The organism is Polaribacter sp. NJDZ03, from assembly GCF_019263805.1.
In the GTDB taxonomy this organism is placed as follows: Bacteria; Bacteroidota; Bacteroidia; order Flavobacteriales; family Flavobacteriaceae; genus Polaribacter.
Window position 1 is genome coordinate 391,643 of record NZ_CP079195.1, and the last position, 20,325, is coordinate 411,967.

At 31.0% G+C, this 20,325-nt stretch carries 12 protein-coding genes; 8 read left to right on the top strand and 4 right to left on the bottom strand.

Translation table 11 applies throughout. The features are described from left to right. Window positions 1–12: 12 nt before the first annotated feature. The 3 genes from KV700_RS01645 to KV700_RS01655 all read right to left on the bottom strand — a co-directional run bounded on the left by KV700_RS01645 (window position 13) and on the right by KV700_RS01655 (window position 2,034). Entirely contained in the window at window positions 13–747 is a 735-nt protein-coding gene (locus KV700_RS01645) for an SDR family oxidoreductase (protein WP_218598850.1), read from the bottom strand. Window positions 748–844: 97 nt separating this feature from the next. Further along, window positions 845–1,396, bottom strand: coding sequence for a carboxymuconolactone decarboxylase family protein (locus KV700_RS01650; RefSeq protein ID WP_166384718.1), 552 nt, complete (start codon window positions 1,394–1,396; stop codon window positions 845–847). Between the two features lie 74 nt (window positions 1,397–1,470). Further along, on the bottom strand, window positions 1,471–2,034 hold the full coding sequence (locus tag KV700_RS01655; protein ID WP_218598851.1) for a TetR/AcrR family transcriptional regulator: 564 nt from the start codon (window positions 2,032–2,034) through the stop codon (window positions 1,471–1,473). A 288-nt stretch (window positions 2,035–2,322) separates the two neighbouring features. Here KV700_RS01655 and KV700_RS01660 point away from each other — a divergent pair, with 288 nt between their 5' ends. The 8 genes from KV700_RS01660 (at window position 2,323) to KV700_RS01695 (ending at window position 19,880) form a co-directional block, all read left to right on the top strand. Continuing rightward, complete coding sequence (locus KV700_RS01660) at window positions 2,323–3,339, top strand: winged helix-turn-helix domain-containing protein (protein ID WP_218598852.1); 1,017 nt, start codon at window positions 2,323–2,325, stop codon at window positions 3,337–3,339. A 512-nt stretch (window positions 3,340–3,851) separates the two neighbouring features. Next, on the top strand, window positions 3,852–6,881 hold the full coding sequence (locus KV700_RS01665; protein ID WP_218598853.1) for a TonB-dependent receptor: 3,030 nt from the start codon (window positions 3,852–3,854) through the stop codon (window positions 6,879–6,881). 18 nt (window positions 6,882–6,899) lie between these two features. Continuing rightward, window positions 6,900–8,477: a RagB/SusD family nutrient uptake outer membrane protein gene (locus KV700_RS01670; RefSeq protein WP_218598854.1), complete on the top strand. Its 1,578-nt coding sequence runs from the start codon at window positions 6,900–6,902 to the stop codon at window positions 8,475–8,477. A gap of 86 nt (window positions 8,478–8,563) precedes the next feature. Beyond that, the gene (locus tag KV700_RS01675) at window positions 8,564–11,917 is read left to right on the top strand and encodes a VCBS repeat-containing protein (protein WP_218598855.1); all 3,354 of its coding nucleotides are present in this window, start codon (window positions 8,564–8,566) and stop codon (window positions 11,915–11,917) included. A 1-nt stretch (window position 11,918) separates the two neighbouring features. Beyond that, on the top strand, window positions 11,919–13,688 hold the full coding sequence (locus tag KV700_RS01680; protein WP_218598856.1) for a glycoside hydrolase family 36 protein: 1,770 nt from the start codon (window positions 11,919–11,921) through the stop codon (window positions 13,686–13,688). A gap of 4 nt (window positions 13,689–13,692) precedes the next feature. Continuing rightward, complete coding sequence (locus tag KV700_RS01685) at window positions 13,693–15,348, top strand: solute:sodium symporter family transporter (protein WP_166384731.1); 1,656 nt, start codon at window positions 13,693–13,695, stop codon at window positions 15,346–15,348. A gap of 25 nt (window positions 15,349–15,373) precedes the next feature. Further along, window positions 15,374–18,544, top strand: coding sequence for a glycerol kinase GlpK (glpK, locus tag KV700_RS01690; protein WP_218598857.1), 3,171 nt, complete (start codon window positions 15,374–15,376; stop codon window positions 18,542–18,544). Window positions 18,545–18,551: 7 nt separating this feature from the next. After that, window positions 18,552–19,880 (top strand): vanadium-dependent haloperoxidase, encoded by a 1,329-nt coding sequence (locus tag KV700_RS01695; protein WP_218598858.1) that lies wholly within the window; start codon window positions 18,552–18,554, stop codon window positions 19,878–19,880. A 76-nt stretch (window positions 19,881–19,956) separates the two neighbouring features. Here the strand turns inward: KV700_RS01695 and KV700_RS01700 are convergent, their stop codons facing one another. Next, complete coding sequence (locus tag KV700_RS01700) at window positions 19,957–20,217, bottom strand: heavy-metal-associated domain-containing protein (RefSeq protein ID WP_218598859.1); 261 nt, start codon at window positions 20,215–20,217, stop codon at window positions 19,957–19,959. Between the last annotated feature and the right edge of the window lie 108 nt (window positions 20,218–20,325).

Genomic DNA, 20,325 nt, shown 5'->3' on the forward strand with positions numbered 1-20,325 from the left:
ATAGGTGTTTTTTTATTCTGAAAGATTTGCTAAAACAATATTTTCTGAAAAGCTTTGGTAAGCACTTTCAAATTGTTTTGCCATTGCATCTGGAAATAAATGAAAGTCGCCAGATTTTAATGCTTTTACAATTCCTTCGGATATTTCTGTGGCAGATGCGCCTCCGTCAAAACCAGCAGCAGCACTCATATCTGTAGCAACAGGACCAGGATGTACACTTAAAACGAAAACGCCTTTTGCACCTAATTCGTTTCTTAAGCCTTGTGTTAAAGAGTAAGAAGCAGCTTTTGAAGCTGAATAGGTAGAAACCTGCTCGAAGTTTTTTAAAGAAGCAATAGAATTTAATTGTACTAAAGCGCCTTTTTTATCTTCTAATATTTTTGCAAAAGCATTGGCAACTCTTAATAAACCAAAAGCATTTACTTGCAACTGATTCATAAAATCGCTTTCTGCATCTTCACCAATTGTAGGGTAAGGGGTTCCTATACCTGCATTATTAACAACAATGTCTACATCATTTGCTTTTTGTGCCAATTCGTTAATAGAAGCTGTATTAGAAACATCCGCTTTTAGCGGAACTACTTTAGCTCCATATTTTTCTACTAATTCTTTTGTAGAGTTTACATCTCTTACGGCTAGATATACTTTTTTAGCACCATGATTTATAAAGGATTCTACAATTGCTTTTCCAATACCTCTGTTGGCACCAGTTACTAAAGCAATTTTATTTTCTATTGAAATACTCATGTATTGTAAAATTTAAAGTATTAAATATAAGATAAACCTTCCGTAAAAAAATACGAAAGGTTTATAGATGTTACTATGTAATTAAAAAATTACCTAATTATTTTTTTTCCCAAGCAAAAGCTTTAAAGGCAGCATCTACAGGTGTATTTGCAATATGGTTTGTGTAGTTACTAATTACTTTTTGAGACAAACCTAAAATAATTTCTAAAACTTGTTTCTCTTCGTAACCTGCTGCATAAAATGCATCTAAATCATCTTGAGTAACGTTACCACGATTACGAGTAATTGTTAAAGCCATTGTACGTAATGCTTCTAATTTTGCATCTTCTAAAGGAGTTTCGTTACGTAAAGCCTCTATAATTGCATCATCTACTTTCATCATTTTTGCAATTCCTGTGTGTGCAGGTACACAATAATGACATGAATGTTCTACGTTTATTGCTTGCCATACAACTGTTAACTCTTCATCGTTAAAAGAGGTATTTGTAAACAATTCATGTAATACTTGGTAAGCATCTAAAAGTTGAGGTGAAGCAGCTAAAACACCATGTAAACCAGGTATCATACCATATGCTTTTTGAGATTTTGCTAATAATGCTTTACTTTCTTCTGGTGCTGTTTCGCTGTTGTGAATTTTTAAAGTTGTCATAATTTTTGTTTTTATATTTATAATTTATGTTAAATTTAACTAAACAATCGTTTAGTTATCTGGTAAAAAAAAGTTTATATATTTATAAACGTCATTTCTATGTAATCTTCTATTTCTTTTGGAGTATTTACTCTAGTTGCTGCTGCTAAACCGTGTTTTGCTAATAATAAAAAGTTAGCTTGTTTTAGTACAGTAGCTTTATCTTTAGAGGTATCTTTTTGTAATTTTTCTATAAATAAATCCTTAAGATTTACCATAAAAGAATTCATTTGTTCTTTTATTAATGCGTCTTCACTTTCAGAAAACTCATTATAAGTATTAGTTACTAAACATCCTTTTTGAGCACTTCCTTTATGATCAATGTATACAGAATCGTAAAAGAATTGTTTAATATCTTCTACACCATTTTGTGCTTTCTTAAATTTCTCTAAAATTACATTAACCTTTACTTTATAACTTTTTAAGCTTTCTAAAAACAAGCCATGTTTGTTACCAAAACTAGCATATATAGAAAACTTATTAATACCCATTTCTTTTTCGAGCATTTGCATAGAAGTTGTCTGGTAGCCATTTCGCCAAAATAGGTTCATTGCTTTTTCAACTACTTCGTCTTCGTTATATTGTTTCTTTCTTGCCATTATTTCTAATTACAATGCAAAACTAAACAATCGTTTAGTAATAAAAAAACAATTTGATGTTTTCTTTTAAGTTTTATGATAATATTAAGAAATAGAGAGGTGTTTAGGTGTTAAAAATTCCTGCATTCTTAGTCTTTAAAAATAGCGCTAACAAATAAGGTGACTTTTGCTTTCTTGTATAAATTAGTACTTTTTTTGTAGGTTGAGTAATGCTTATCCATTTATAGGAATATAGATTAGACTATAAAAGCATCTTGAATTAGTGGTAAAAAATGTTATTTTTGCCAAATGAATGATTTTTTTGAGAAAATTAAAGAGTTGCAAGACGAAAGCATTAGATCTAAGCACGAGCAACTAGTTAATGGAGTTATTAATGCTATTAACGAAAAAATTGTTAAAAAAGGCGACAAACTTCCTTCTATAAATAAAATGGTAAGTGAAATTGGTTTTGCTAGAAAAACAATTGTAAAAGCTTACGAAGATTTAAAAAATAGAGGTATTGTAGAATCTAAAAACTTTAAAGGGTATTATGTAGCCAACGTAAATACTAAATCTCAATTAAAGGTTGCTTTGTTATTGTTTGCTTTTCAATCTTTTCATGAAGATTTTTACAATACATTTAGAAAATCTTTAGGTAAAAATTATCAAATAGATATTTTCTTTCATCATAATAATGCAGCTATTTTTAAAAATATATTAGAGACTATAAATGGGAAATATGGTATGTATGTAATTGCACCAATACCCAGTAAAGAATCTGCTGTTTTAATAGAACAATTTCCTTCTGAAAAGACATTAATTGTAGATAGATTTATTGACATGCCAAGCGAGTATTCTTACATTTCTCAAGAATTTGAACTTTCTACATATCATAAGTTAGAGGAGATGCATAGTAGGATTTTAAAGTATGATAAAGTAGTTCTTTTTTATAGAGATGATTCAGATTATCCGGTAGGAATAAAAAAAGGATTTAATAAGTTTATTAAAGATTATAATATAAAAGGATCTGTACAGAAGACTTATAAACAAGGAAGTATTAAGTTAAATACATTGTATTTTTTTATTAGTGATTCTAACCTATGGCAAGTGCTAAAAGATTGCAAAGATTTAAATTTTAAAGTTGGTAAAGACATTGGTATTTTAACCCATAATGATGCCGATTTTAAAGAAATTATTTTTGATGGAATTACAACTATTTCTGCAGATTTTAAACAGATGGCTCTAGAAGCAGCTAGTTTTGTAAAGCACAGAACTACGGTGCATAAAATTATTCCTTTTAATATAAAAAGAATAGATTCTCTATAGTTACTTGCTTATCTTTTAATTGATTATAATTTGTCTAATTCTTACCTAATAAGTAGTGTTCTTTTTTTAAATCCCGCGATAGCGGAAACCTAAAATACTTTTCTTCTAATGTTCTTTTGCCCAATCTGCATTGGGTAAAATTTATCTGTATACCTATTTTAAAATTTATTTACTTGTATACAGGAATACATTTTTCTAATTTTCTATAATTAGATTTAGCCTCGGCAATCCTTCCTTGTATTGTACTACCATTCATAAAAGTCATAATTTATGTTAATATAGTGTGTCTGTTATATTTAATATCAATAATATATTTAAAACCTTAAATTTTACGATAAACTCAGTTTATAAGCTAAAAACTTGCGTATAAGAAATTTATACATATATTTGCAAGTAGCATAGAGTATCACAGTTTGTGTTTTTTATGAAAAAGTAGCAGTAAAAAATCATAAAAACAATTGACTTTAACGCAAAATTGTGTTTTAACTAACATTAACTTAAATTTTAATTTTATGAATGAAAAATTATTAAAAAAACTATTCTACACAGCCATATTTCTAGTTGGTTTTGTAGTAAATGCTCAAACTTCTTCTGTAAGTGGAGTTGTTACAGACGGAGAAGGTCCGCTTCCTGGGGTTAATATTATAATTAAAGGAACAACATTAGGGATTACTTCTGATTTTGATGGAAATTTTACTTTAGATAAAGTAAGTAAAAAAGATGTGTTAGTATTTAGTTATTTAGGTTTTAAGGCAAAAGAAGTGATTTTTACAGGTCAGAAAACTTTAAACGTTGCTATGGAAGAAGATGCAGCTTCTTTAGACGAAGTTGTAATTGTTGGTTACGGTACTTCTAGTAAAAGAGAAGCAACAAGTGCGGTTTCTACTATTAAAGGAAAAGATATTGTTAATACAGTTGCGGGTAACCCAACAAATGCATTACAAGGTAAATTGTCTGGTATACAGGTAGAGGCACCAGGTGGGCAACCAGGAGGATCGCCAAACGTATTTATTAGAGGTGTTAACTCATTAAGTAATGCAAGTCCTTTATATATTGTAGATGGTTTATTTGTTACAAATATGGATTATGTAAACCCTGCAGATATAGAAGATATTTCTGTACTAAAGGATGCAGCAGCAGCAGCAATCTATGGTTCTAGAGCTGCAAATGGAGTTATATTGATTAAAACAAATCATGGTAGAAAGAATAGAGAATTAGAGGTTACTTTTTCTGCTAGAGTTGGTTTTGATACACCAAGTAAAAAATTAGATTTTATTAATGGAGAACAGTATACAGATTATTTAAACCAACGTTTTACAAATGAAGGTTCTGCAACGCAGGTTACTTACAATGGTGTAAATACAGATTGGCAAGAAGAGTCTTTAAAGTCTGGTATTGTAGAGGATTATGGTGTTTCTATTTCTGGTGGTGGAGAGAACTCTTCTTATTTTGGATCATTAAACTATTTTAACCAAGACGGAATTTTAATAGGTTCTGGTTTTAGAAGATTAAATGCAAGGTTTAATAGTCAACATCAATTTAATAAAGTAAAAATCACACATTCTTTAGGTTTAGCAGAAGGAAAATTACAAAACAATAACTGGTATGGTTTTGATGCAGTTACGGCACCAACAATTGCTTTAAAAAATGATAACTTAGATGGTGGTTTTGATGGACCAACAGAAGATATTCATGGTCCTGGTGGATTAAATCAATTTGGTTTGGCTTCATTAGAAGACAATTTAGAAACTACAAGAACTTTATTTACGAGTTTAAAATTAGATTATGAAATAAACGATAATTTTACTGCTTCTGTAAATTTTGGAGCAGATTATAGAACAAGACATAGCTACCAATTTACACCAACTTTTTTAATGACAAACCCTGTTGCAAGTGGTAACAGTATAGATCCTGTAAGAAATGTAAATGAGTTAAATGATTTAACAAATTTTAATAGAGATAATATAAATTTATCTTTTGAGCCTACAATAAATTATAACAAGACTTTTAATGATGTACATAAATTAGATGTTGTTTTAGGGCATACTCGTTTTGTAGAATCGCAAAGTAGTAATGGTTTGTATGGAGAAAATACGGGAGATAATTTAATTAGAGTTCCAGAAAAATTAAACACACTTACACAAGCTTTGGGTAATAATTCTAAAGCCGTATTGTTGTCTTATTTTGGTAGAGTAAATTATGGTTACGATGGTAAATATTTATTTTCTGCAACTGTAAGAAGAGATGCGTCTTCTAGATTTGGAAAGGCAAATAGAGTTGGTTATTTCCCTGCCTTTTCTGGAGCATGGAATTTAAGTAGTGAAGAATTTTGGAAATCGGAAACAATTAACTTCTTTAAATTAAGAGCTTCTTATGGAGAGTTAGGTTCTTACCCAGATGCAGCTTACCCAACACAAGGAGTATATGGTAATAGTTCTGCTACAAGTTTTGGTGGTGGTCTTGCAAATGGTTTAGCACAAACAGTTTTAGTTGATGAAAACTTAGTTTGGGAAACGACAAAAACATTTGATGTTGGTTTTGATATGTCTTTGTTTGATAGTAAAGTAAAGGTAACTGCAGATTACTATTCTAAAAACGTAGAAGATGCTATTGTACCAATTAATGTACCATCTACAGCAGGAGTTAGTCAGGCAGTTATTAGAAACGCAGGGTCTTTAGTAAACAATGGTTTCGAATTTGATGTAGCTTACAATAAATCTGAAGGAGATTTTACATACACAATTGGTACTAATTTTTCATTCAACCTTAAAAACCAAGCAAAAAACATTCCAGCAACAATTCAAGGACCTGCAATAGATGAAGATTTAAGAGTTGTTAATGAAACAAGAGAAAATGCACCAGTGGGCGCGTTTTATGGTTGGGTTGTAGAAGATAAAGTAGATCCATTAACAGGTAACTTTGTAAGAGTAGATACAAATGGAGATTCTATAGTTGATGAAAATGATATTACTCAAATAGGGGACCCTACACCAGATTTTACATACGGTCTTAACTTTAAAGCAAATTATAAAGAATTCGATTTTTCTTTAGCTTTTAATGGAGTACAAGGAAATGAAATTTACAATGTTGGTCGTTATTACAATATCTTATGGCAAGATGGTGGTAAATTATCGGAAGTTTTAAACGCTTGGACCCCAACAAACACAGATACTAATATTCCTGTAGCTACTGTAAATGATGCAGCGGGTAATAGAGCTCCTTCATCTTTCTTTGTAGAAGATGGTTCTTATTTTAGATTAAAAAACTTAGAAGTTGGTTATAATTTTAATACAGAATCTAATCCTGGTTTAGCTTGGGTAAAAGACTTAAGAGTTTCTTTTAATGTTCAAAATGTTTTTGTTTTAACAAAATATAGTGGTTATGATCCAGATGTAGCATCTGCTAACGGAGGGCGTTCTAATATCAATTCGGGAGTTCCTGGTGTAAGAAATTCAGTAAACCCACTTTTATCAAGAGGTTTAGATTTAAGAGCGTATCCAAATGCACGTACTTTTAGTGTTGGGTTAAAAGCAACTTTCTAATAAATAAAAAATAATAAAATGAAAAAACTAAATAAAACAAAATCATTTTTAAGTTTGGCTATAGTTGCAACAATTGTTTCTCTTATAGGTTGTTCTGAAGATATTTTGGATCAAAAAAACAATAATGCAATTTCTACAGGAAACTTTGGGGCAACCTTAGAACAGGTAGAATCTGCAGTAAACGGAGCTTTTCATCCAATAACGGGTACTTTTTTCTGGGGAAGAATAGCACATGCAGGTGCATTGTTACGTTCAGATGAGTTTAATATAATTCCGAATGGAGGTAACACAGTAATGTCTACTTTTCAGGGAGGACCAGGAAACGGACGATGGGCAACAGAGCCTTGGCAAGAATTGTACAAGTCTATTGCTAGGTGTAATAATATAATAATTAATACTCCAGATACATTTTCTAGTACAGATATTAATCCGTTATTAGGACAAGCATATTTTTTAAGAGCTTTCGATTATTGGTACTTAGTAAACCTTTATGGTAATGTGCCTTTAATTACAGATTTGCCAGATTTTGATAATCTATTAGTAGATCAAGCAGCTCCAGCAGATGTTTGGGCACAAATTATTGAAGATTTAAAAATGGCAGAAACAATGTTGCCAGCAACTTGGACAGGAGATAATACGGGTAGACCAACTTCTGGAGCAGCAACTGCTTTAAAAGGAAAAAGTTACCTATTTATGAAAGAATGGGAAAAAGCGCATACTACTTTAAGTACTTTGGTAGGTAAGTATAGTTTATTACCTGCTTCAGAATTTGGCGATAATTTTGGTGTAAATAATGAAAACAATGCAGAATCTGTTTTCGAGTTACAATTCTTAGGGCAATCTAACTTTGTTTGGGGTACAGATATTCCTCAAACTGGTACAATGGGTAATTATCATATTGATTATGCACCGCCATCTAAATCGCCAGATTTTGGTCACATTGTAAACCCTTGGTTAAAGAAATTATACGAAGACAATGGCGATACATTTAGAAGAAATGAAACTTTAGCGTATAATTATCCTGGAGCTACTGGTTACGGTGGTATTGCTTATGCTACAGATTTTGTAGATGATATTGCAGTAGCAAATGATAACAGTGTAGAACCTATATTTTCTAAAAAATATACAGGTATGGACTTAGGTACAAGAGGTGAAGTAGATTTTCTTGGGACTAATGTTGGTAACAACTGGAGAATAATTAGATATTCTGATGTATTATTAATGCTTGCAGAATCTTTAAATGAAGATGGTCAAACAGGTAATGCAATTATAAACCTTAACTTGGTAAGACAAAGACCTGGTTCTGGTTTAGCACTTACAACTGCAATTTCTCAAACAGATGTTAGACAAGCAATTATAGACGAAAGAGCTATGGAACTTGCAGGAGAAGGACACCGTTTCTTTGATTTGGTTCGTTGGGGGTTGGCAGAAGATTATTTAGGATCAACGTCTAAACACGTTACAAACGGATCGCAAACATATCACCCTAAATCTATAAGTGGCGGTACCTTTCAGTCAGGTAAAAATGAACTTGTTTGGATACCAATATCAGAAAGAGGAACAAACCCAAATTTGAATCAAAATTCTGGGTATTAAGATTTTTTTAAGTTGAATTATGTTAATTAAGTGATAAAAGCCAAGCTTTAAAACTTGGCTTTTATTTACTAAAAACCGTATTTATTTTGAAATTAAAACTACTTATTTCTAGCTTTATTTTACTGCTCTTTTTAGGATGTTCTTCCAAGAAAGAAAAGAAGACTTTTACGTATATAAATTCTTCGGAATCTAATATTACGTTTAAAAATACCATTACAGAAAATGATACCTTAAATGTTGTCAATTTTCAATATGTATATAATGGTGGAGGTGTAGGTATTGGAGATTTTAATAATGATGGTTTATCAGATGTTGTTTTTACAGGAAATCAAGTATCATCAAAAATATACTTAAATCAAAAAGATTTAAAGTTTAAAGATATTTCTAAAGCAGCTGGTTTTACAACAAATTCTTGGGTAACAGGTGTTGCTATTGTAGATATTAATGCAGATGGATGGGATGATATTTATTTAAGTGTTGCGGGTATAAATTGTAAGAATAATTGTAATAATCTTTTATTTGTTAATCAAAAATTAAACGAAAAAGGAATTCCAACTTTTAAAGAGCAAGCAGCAGCATATAATTTAAATGATGGTAATTACAGTCAGCAAGCTGTTTTTTTAGATTATGATTCAGACGGAGATTTAGATGTGTTTATAGCACATAATGGAAATGTAAAGTTTGATAAAAACTCTCCAGTTCCAAAACACTATATGCCTAAAAACTTAGCAGATTATTTATTAAGAAACGATAAAGTAGCAGGTGTAAATCACCCAGTTTTTACAAACGTTTCAGATACTTTAGGCATTACCTATAAAGGGTTTTCTTTAGGTGTAAACGTACAAGATCTTAACAATGATAATTTACCAGATATTTATGTTTCTAATGATTTTATTACAGAAGATTTAGTGTATTTAAATAATGGAATAGATGCAAAAACAAAAAAACATTTAGGTTTTAAAGAAGCAAATAAACAGTTTTTTAATCACCTTACATACAATGCAATGGGTGTGGATATTGCAGATATTAATAATGATGAATTACCAGATGTTATGGTGGTAGACATGTTACCACAAAGTTACCAAAGGCAAAAAAGTATGTTGGGTTCTATGAATTATGATAAATATTTAATTTCTAAAAGAAACAATTATACGCCACAATTTATGCACAATACCTTACAACTCCATAATGGTTTTGTAAATGATTCTATTTTAAAATCGAGTGAAATTGGTAATTACGCAGGTATTTCTTCTACAGATTGGAGTTGGGCGCCAATTTTAGCAGATTTTGATAATGATGGCGATAAAGACATGTATATTACAAACGGATATGCAAAAGACATTACAGATTTAGATTTTATCAATTATTCTAATCAGAGTACATTATTTGGTACAGAAGAATCTAAAAGCAAGAAATTATCAGCTTTATTAGCTAAAACACCAAGTGTTTCTATTCCTAATTATTTTTATCAAAACAATACAAGCTTAAAATTTACAGATGTTAGTACAGATTGGGTTTCCAAAGAAAATTCTTTATCAAACGGAGCAGCATACGCAGATTTTGATAATGATGGAGATTTAGATTTGGTTGTAAATAACTTAAATCAAGAAGCTTTTTTAATAAGAAATAATACCATAGAAAATTTTCCAAAAAGCAATTATTTAAAAATTGAGCTAAAAGGAAACAAAGAAAATAAAGACGCAATTGGTGCAAAAGTCACCCTTTGGTCTCACAATAAAGTACAACAGCAATATCAATCTAAAACAAGAGGTTATTTATCATCAGTTGAGTCAAAAATACATTTTGGGTTAAAAGATAGTTTGGTAGATTCTGTACAAGTGATTTGGCCAAGTAAAAAAGTTTCAAAAATTTACAACGTTAAATCAAATTCTATTTTAAAGGTTGATATTTCTTCAGGGAAAAATCAAGTGATAAAAGAAGAAAAGATAAATAACCTTTTTATAGCAAAACAAGAAGTGTTTTCTTTTAAACACAAAGAAAACCAGGGACACGATTTTGTTTCTCAACATTTACTAATGCGTCAATTCTCTAAGTTAGGCCCTTGTATTGCTGCTGCAAATGTAGATAATAATATAGGTGATGAATTATTTGTTGGTAGTAGCAAAGGACAAGCGTCTACCATTTGGAAACAAAACAAACAAGGTGTTTTTGAAATTCAGCAAGAGTTAGATTCAGATTTTGAAGATACAAATGCTGTTTTTGTTGATGTAGATAATGACAAGGATTTAGATTTATATGTTGCCAGTGGAGGATCTGAATTTTCTAAAGGATCTAAGTTTCTACAAGACAGAATTTATATTAATGATGGTAAAGGGCATTTTACAAGAAAAGAAAACGGATTACCAAATACACTAGAAATTAGCTCTTGTGTAAAACCTTTCGATTTTGATAAAGATGGAGATGTAGACTTTTTTGTTGGTAGTAGAATGATAAAGGGAAGCTATCCATTAGCACCTAAAAGTCAGTTGTTATTAAATGATAATGGTGTCTTTACTGATACAATTAATAAAGATCTACAAAGTTTAGGAATGATTACGGATGCCGTTTGGGCGGATATAAATAAAGATGGTTGGTTCGATTTAGTGGTGGTTGGAGATTGGATGCCCATTACTGTTTTTATCAATAAAAAAGGAAAATTAGAAAAATCTACTTCTAATTGGTTAAATACTTTAGATGAAAATATAGATACTTCTGGTTGGTGGAATACCATAAAATATGGTGATTTTGACAATGATGGAGATATCGATTTTATAGTAGGGAACCAAGGAGAAAATGGTTTTGTAAATCCGAAGAAAAACAAGCCTGTTTGCATCTACAAACAAGATTTTGACGGAAACGGAAGTGTAGATCCAATAATGGCGCAATACTTTACAGATACTAAAAGGAGTGAAGATTTATTGCCAGTGCATACCAGAGATGATGTAATGAAACAGCTTGTAAAATTAAAGGACACCTATGTTTCTTATAAAGATTTTTCAAATACCACCTTTAACCAATTATTAAATATAAAAGATCTTGAGAAAGAGACTTTAAAAGCGGCTATTTTTTCTAGTTGTTATATAGAAAATTTAGGTCAGAATTCTTTTAAAGTACACAAATTACCAGCTATTTGCCAAACAGCACCTATAAATGATATTTTGGCAAAAGATTTTAATAACGATGGTTTTTTAGATGCCTTGCTAGTAGGTAATGATAAAAATACTGAAACTATTTACGGACATTCAGATGCTTTAACGGGTGTCTTTTTAGAAGGAAGTAAAACAGGTTTTATTGCTAAGAAATCAAATGAATCTGGGTTTTATGTACCAGAACAATCAAATCATATTGTAGAAATACAGACTATAAATAAAGAGAAATTAATTATTGCAACACAGAACAACGAGAAAGCTAAAACGTTTAAAATCAATTTAGAACAATAAGATGATTAAAGAAAATTATACAATTTCAGAAAAGGACATTACAATAGTTGGAGGTTCAGAGAACTTTTCATCAAACTTAAAAGTAGTATCAAACGAAAATAATATTACCATTTTCGATATAAATATAACCGGAGAAAAAGCAGAGATACCAGCGCCCATTACTATAAAATGGAAAATACCAGCACATAATGTAAAAGGAGTGTGGAAACCAACCACCGATTTTGCAAAGAGAATTCAGGCAGATTGGGAATTAGACCACATGGAATCTCGTATTTCTATTGATGCGCCAATAATAAATCTTTTTGGTCATGATGATAGCAATCGGTTAACTTTTGCATGTTCTAACGCCATTAATAAGTTAGAGTTAAATGCAAGATATAGAGAAGAAGATGATTATTTCTATTGCTTTATCAACCTATTTACAGAAACAAATTATGAGGTAAAAGACTTTAATATTCAATTAAGAATAGATACTAGAAATGTTCATTTTTCAGAAACGCTTAAAGATGTTTCTAAATGGTGGGAATCTTTTGACAACTTACAACCAACCTCTGTACCAGAAAGTGCATTAGTGCCTTTGTATTCTACTTGGTATAATTTTCATCAAAATTTAGATGAAGACAAGTTAGAAGAAGAATGTAAACTTGCTTATGATTTAGGGTATAAAGCCATTATTGTAGATGACGGTTGGCAAACAAAAGATGATAATAGAGGTTATGATTATACAGGAGATTGGGAACCAGACAGACTAGATAAGACGAAAGAATTTGTAGCTAAAATTCATAAAATAGGAATGAAAGTTGGTTTTTGGTATTCGGTTCCTTTTTGCGGACATAAATCAAAAGCTTACAAACGTTTTAAGGGGAAATTCTTAACGGAAAACCATAGATGGGCACCCGTTTTTGATCCAAGATATCCAGATGTGAGAGCATATTTAATCAATATTTATAAATCTGCTTTAATAGAGTGGGATTTAGATGGTTTTAAACTTGATTTTATTGATGATTTTAAACATTATCCAGAGACAAAAGAGAAGACACCAGAAATGGATTATCATTCTATAAATGAAGCTGTAGATCGTTTGTTAACGGATGTTATTACAACTTTAAAGGCAATTAAGGCGGATGTTTTTATAGAGTTTAGACAAAAATACGTAGGTCCTGCAATGCGTAAATATGGTAATATGTTTAGAGCTTTCGATTGTCCTGGAGATGCTACGATGAACAGAATAAGAATTGCAGATATTAAAATGTTAGCAGGTAATACGGCTGTACATTCAGATATGATTACTTGGCATAAAGAAGAAACTGTAGAGGTTGCTGCTTTGCAATTGGTAAATACGTTGTTTGGTGTACCGCAAATTTCAATTTTATTAAAAGAAGCACCCCAAAGTCATTTAAGAATGATTAAATTCTACACCAATTATTGGAATGAAAATAAGGTGTTATTTACAGAAGGGAAGTTTACCCCTTTTAACCCTTTGTTAAACTATCCGCAGAAACAAATTATAAATGCTGATAAAATGATTTTGGGTATTTACGACAACTACGTTTCAGAAATAAATGAGCAAGTAGAAAACTTAGATATCTTAAATGCAAAATTGAGTGAAACAATTATTCTTAAATCAAAATTTGATTTAGGAGAATTTACAGCAACAATTTTTAATTGTGAAGGAGAAGTGGTAAAAACAACTGTTTTTAAATTAAATAAAGGAATTTCTAGTTTAGAAGCTCCTGCTTGTGGATTGATTCAATTAACTAAAAAAATATAAAAAAATGGATATACTTTCTATTGCTTCGTTTTTAGGTTTTACCTTATTGGTAGCCTTTATTGCTTGGTATGCAACTCGTAAAACAGACGAAAAATCTGCAGATGGTTATTATTTAGGCGGTAGAAGTTTAGGGGCAATAACCATTGCAGGCTCCTTATTATTAACCAATCTTTCGGCAGAACAAATTGTTGGTTTAAACGGACAATCTTTTGCGCAAGGAGTTTTAGTAATGGCGTGGGAAACCTTAGCAGCTATTTCTATGATTGTAACAGCCATTTATTTATTACCAAAATACATGCGCTCTGGTATAACAACAATTCCACAATTTGTACAGGAACGTTTTGATGGACAAACAAAATCAATTTTATCAATTCTGTTTTTGGTTGCTTTTGGTGTTGTATTGTTACCAACCATTTTATACTCTGGTTCTTTGGCTTTTAGTACCATGTTCGATTTACCAGAAACGTTGGGGATATCGCAAGCTAGCGTTATTTGGGTTTGTGTTTTATCTATTGGAATTATTGGTTCTATTTATGCCATTTTTGGAGGTTTAAAAGCGGTTGCAGTTTCCGATTTAGTAAACGCAATTGGGTTGTTAATAGGTGGACTTTTAATTCCTGTTTTTGGTTTAATGCTTATTGGTGATGGAAGTATTTCTGATGGATTTACAGAATTATGGACTCAGAACCCAGAGAAGTTTAATGCAAAAGGAGAGATTGATTCTTTTATTCCTTTTAGTACCATTTTTACAGGAATGATGATTGCGCAGATGTATTATTGGGGAACCAATCAATCTATTTTACAACGTGTTTTTGGCGCTAAAAGTTTAGCAGAAGGACAAAAAGGAATGATTTTAGCAGGTTTTGTAAAGTTTTTAATTCCAATTATTGTAGTACTTCCAGGTATTATTGCGTGGCATATTTTTGGTAGTGACTTGGCAAATCCAGATCAAGCATATCCTGCTTTGGTTAAAAAAGTATTGCCAGCAGCATTTTTAGGATTCTTTGCAGCCGTTTTATTTGGAGCCGTTTTAAGTTCATTTAATAGCTTGTTAAATAGTAGTTCTACATTATTTGGAGTCGATTTATACCGTCAATACTTTAATAAAAATGCTTCTGAATTAAAAATGGTAAAAGCTGGGAAATTCTTTGGTCTTTTATTAGCAATTATTTCTATGAGTATTGCACCCTTTATAGCAAATGCACCAGACGGATTATTCTCTTACATACAGGAATCTTTAGGAAGTTTAAGTGTGCCTATTTTGGCTGTTGTAGCGGTTGGTATGGCAACTAAAAAAGTACCAGCGTTGGCTGCAAAAATTGTATTAACTATTGGTGTATTAATGTATTTAATAAGTCAGTTTGTATTGAGTCCTCATTTTATAGATGCCGCTTTATCAGAAGCCGCCATAAATGGTATTACAAATGCAAAAGAGTTAAGTATTATTAAGGCAAAAGCCTATCCTCATTTCTTGCATATTATGGGAATTCTGTTTGTAATTAATGTTGCGTTTATGCTTATTATGGGAAAATTATACCCTAGTAAAAAAGTGTACACACCAAAAATTACAAAAGAAATAGATATTACTCCTTGGAAATATGCAAAAGTTATAGGCGTTGCAATTACAATTTTAGTATTAAGTACTTACTTAATTTTTTAGAAAATAACATAAGATTTTTATAATCATGGAAAAAAAATATATAGTTGCTTTCGATCAAGGAACAACAAGCACCAGAACCATCATTTTTGATCATCAAGGAGAAATAGTAGCAATTTCTCAGAAAGAATTAAAACAACATTATCCGCAATCTGGTTGGGTAGAGCATAATGCAGAAGATATTTATACCGATCAATTAGAAACTTTTTATAAAGTATTAGAAGATTCTAAAATTAATCCACAAGAAATTGTTTCAATTGGTATTACAAATCAAAGAGAAACTACGGTTGTCTGGGATCGTAAAACAGGTAAACCAATACATAATGCTATTGTTTGGTTAGACAAACGAACATCTGAAATTTGTGAAGATTTAAAGCACAAAGGACTTACAGATTACGTAAAAGAAAATACAGGTTTGGTTATTGATGCCTATTTTTCTGGAACAAAATTAAAATGGATTTTAGACAATGTTGACGGAGCAAGAGAAAAAGCAAATGCAGGCGAATTGTGTTTTGGTACCATAGATAGTTGGTTAATTTATAAATTTACCAATGGTGAGAAACATGTAACAGACCATACAAACGCTTCGAGAACGTTAATTTATAATATTAAGGAATTAAAATGGGATGAAACCCTTCTAAAAGCATTAGACATTCCTAAAAGTGTATTGCCAAGTGTACAACAATCGTCATCAGACTTTGGTTCGGTAACGTATAAAGATATTAAAATTCCTATTTACGGAGTTGCAGGAGACCAACAAGCATCGTTGTTTGGACAAGGAGGTTTTAAATCTGGTATCGCTAAAAACACGTACGGAACGGGTTGTTTTATGTTGTTAAATATAGGAAAAGAGCAAGTGGTTTCTCATAATGGCTTATTAACTACACTTACCTGTAGTTTAGAAAATGAGCCTGTAAATTATGCATTAGAAGGAAGCATTTTTGTAGGAGGTGCTTCTATACAATGGTTACGAGATAGCATGCAGCTTATTGAAAAAGCATCCGATACAGAAGAAATTTGTAAAAGTATTCCGCCTTTAAAAGACATTTATGTGGTTCCTGCTTTCGCAGGATTAGGAGCACCTTATTGGGATGCCAAAGCAAAAGGAAGTATTTATGGTATGACGTTAGATACGGGTAGAAAAGAAATTATAAAAGCAACAGTAGAGGCATTAGCATACCAAACAAAAGATGTGATTGATGCGATGATTCAAGATTCTGGTAAAGAAATGAGAACCTTAAAAGTAGATGGAGGCGCAAGTGACAACAATTACTTAATGCAATTTCAGTCCGATCTTTTAAATGTAGATGTAGACAGACCAAAAATGATAGAAGTTACCGCTTTTGGTGCTGCTTTATTGGCGGGTATTAAAGCTGGTTTTTGGGTAAAAGAAAATATTGAAGATTTAAGAAAAGTAGAAACTGTTTTTAAACCAGAGATGAAACCCAAACTAAGAAATAAAAAGTACAAAGGTTGGTTAAATGCAGTTGATAAAACAAAAACAACCAATACTAGTAAGGTTAAAAATAAGCCGCTTCGTTTTTCTGTTTTAGATAGAAGTAAACAGCTTAAAAAAATAACCTCTAAAAAGTTCGATATTATTGTAATTGGTGGAGGTGTAACAGGAGCAGGTATTGCTTTAGATGCATCTTCTAGAGGTTTAAGTGTTTGTGTAATAGAGAAGAATGATTTTGCTTCGGGTACCAGTAATAAATCAACAAAACTAATTCACGGAGGGTTAAGGTATTTAAAACAATTAGAAATTGGGTTGGTAAGAGAATCTGGTTCCGAAAGAGCAATTGTACATAAATTAGCACCTCATTTGGTTTTACCAGAAAAAATGCTGTTACCTTTAATTGAAGGAGGAACTTATGGTAAAATGATGACTTCTATTGGTTTAAAAGTTTATGATATGTTGGCCAATGTTGGTGGAGATGATAAACGTAGAATGCTAAACAAAGAAGATACTTTTAAGAAAGAACCTTTGTTAGATGATAGTACCGTTTTAGGAAGTGGTTTTTATGCAGAATACAGAACAGATGATGCAAGATTAACAATTGAGTTACTTAAAAAAGCATCAGAATTTGGAGCGACTGTTATTAATTATTGTGAAATGGAATCGATCATTTATGATAACAATAATAAAATTGAAAGCCTAAATTGTATCGATCATAACACGGGTAAGAAAATAAATTTAACGGCAAGAAATTATGTATCTGCTGCGGGCCCTTGGGTAGATAAAATTAGAAAGAAAGATAATTCTATCAATCATAAGTACTTACATTTAACCAAAGGTGTACATATTGTTTTTCCTAATAAAAAATTACCGGTACAACAATCTGTGTATTTTGATGTAGAAGATGGTAGAATGATTTTTGCAATTCCAAGAGGAAGATGTACTTATGTGGGTACTACAGATACCAATTATAACGGAGATTTAAATAGAGTAGTAGCAACAAAAGAAGATGTTGACTATTTAATAAAAGCAGCAAATAATACGTTTCCAACCGTAAATTTAACCATTGATGATGTAGAATCTAATTGGGCAGGTTTACGACCTTTAATTCATGAAGAGTCGAAAGATCCATCAGAATTATCTAGAAAAGATGAGATTTTTGTTTCAGACAGCGGTTTAATTTCTATTGCTGGTGGTAAGTTAACGGGCTATAGAAAAATGGCGCACAGAGTTATTGATGTCATTTTAAAAACGCTTCCAAAGAAAAGAAAAAAGAGATTAAAAAAAACAGATACAGAACATATTTCTTTGGTAACGCCAACGTTACATTCTTCTTATGAAGTAGAACTTTATCAAGAAGAAGTAGAAAATGATTTGCTAAAGAAAGGTGTTTCAGATCCGTATCATGCTTGGTATTTAACAACTACTTTTGGTAAAAAGGCAGATTTAATTGTTGCTAAAATGGATTTCTTTATAAACGGAACTCCATTAGAAAACTTAATTAGAGCAGAACTTTGGTATTGTATAAACTATGAAATGACCAATAGTTTAGCAGATTTCTTTGTACGAAGAACAGGAAGATTGTATTTTAACATACCAAGTATTGCTGTCTATTTTGATATTATTTTAAAAGATTTTATAAAATATTTAGACTGGGACGATAAAAGAATCCTTTTAGAGAAAGAGAAAATGGAATTGTTGTTAACGGATGCTACAACCTATTATTCAGAAGAGTTTAAATAATTTATTTATGAAAGGGAAAACATATTTATTAGTACTTATTACACTGCTACTACAAGCGTGTAAAAAGGAAGTGCTGCCAATAACCGTTACTGGCAATAATTATTTTGAGGTTGTCGATAAAATAACGGAAACAATGATTCATGATATTTTTTCGCCACCTGTTGCCAGCAGAATCTATGTATATCCAAATATTGCTGCTTATGAGGTTATTGCTCAAAAAGACAGTAATTATGTTTCCCTTTCAACAAAGATAAAATCATTAGCTGCAATTCCAAAACCAGGTAAAAATGTAAATACAAAAGTAGCTGCAATAGTGGCTTATGTTAATGTAAGTAAAGATCTTATTTTTAAAGATGATATTATTACAAAATACGCAGACAGCTTATTTACAGGTTGGAAGGACTTAAATAAAGAAGAATTTATAGCTTCAGAAAAATATGGATTGCAAGTAGCAAAGCATATTAAAGAATGGTCTGGTAAAGACAATTATAAAGAGACTAGAACATATCCTAAATTTGAGCTTTATTCTGATGATCCATCAAGATGGCAGCCAACTCCACCAGCTTATATGGACGGAATTGAGCCTCATTGGATGAAAATAAGACCAATGTTTTTAGATTCTGTCTCTCAGTTTAAACCAAAAAGACATCCTACATTTTCTATGGATGAAGGCAGTGCGTTTTATAAAGAAGTACAAGAAGTATATACAGTTACTAATAGAATTAGAAAAAACGGAGATACATCCGAAGAAGTAGAAATTGCAAGATTTTGGGATTGTAACCCGTATGTTACAACAAGCAAAGGGCATTTAATGATTGCTACAAAAAAGATTACTCCTGGTGCACATTGGATTGGAATTACAAAGATTGCTTGTAAAAAAAGTAATTTTAATTTTGAAGAATCTGTATCTGCAAACACAATAACATCAATAGGTATTTTTGATGCTTTTATAAGTTGTTGGGATGAAAAATATAGAAGTAATTTAATAAGACCAGAAACCCTTATAAATAAAACAATAGATAAAAATTGGACGCCTTTATTGCAAACGCCTCCGTTTCCAGAATATACAAGTGGTCATTCTGTAGTTTCAGGCGCATCAGCAACTATTTTAACGGCTATTTTTGGAGAAAATTTTAGTTTTTCAGATGATACAGAATTGCCTTTTGGATTGCCTATTAGAAATTTCAACTCTTTTAATGCTGCTGCAAAAGAAGCTGCTATTAGTAGGTTGTATGGAGGTATTCATTTTAGAGCAGCTATAGATAATGGAGTAGATCAAGGTATTAATATAGGAAGACATATTTTAAAAGCAATCCCCCATAAGCAAAAATATTAATCCTATTACCTTGGTCATATTTAATACATTCTTATTAAGTTCAAAATATTATTGAACTGAACAAGAATGCATTTTTTTATAAAGAAAAAGGAGTTTTTGGAATTGCATGAAAACCTAGAGACTTTACTACGCTTTCAATCTCTTTAATATTAACTAGTTCTGTTGTATGAACTGTAAATTCTTTAGGAAAGACTTCTGCATTAATAATTACATCTTTAATGCCGTCTAAAGATGATAGTTTGTCTTTAATTTTTTCTAAATCGTGATTTTCTTTTGCATTTGTTTCAAATACTTTTCCGTGATTTCCAGTAATCATATTTTTTGTTATTAAGCTCATATTTAATGATTTTAAATAATGAATAACTCTATTTTTTAAAGTTGAGGTAACTTCTAATTCATAGCTAAATTAGCACTTTCGAGTTAGAATCATAAAAATAAAATGCTA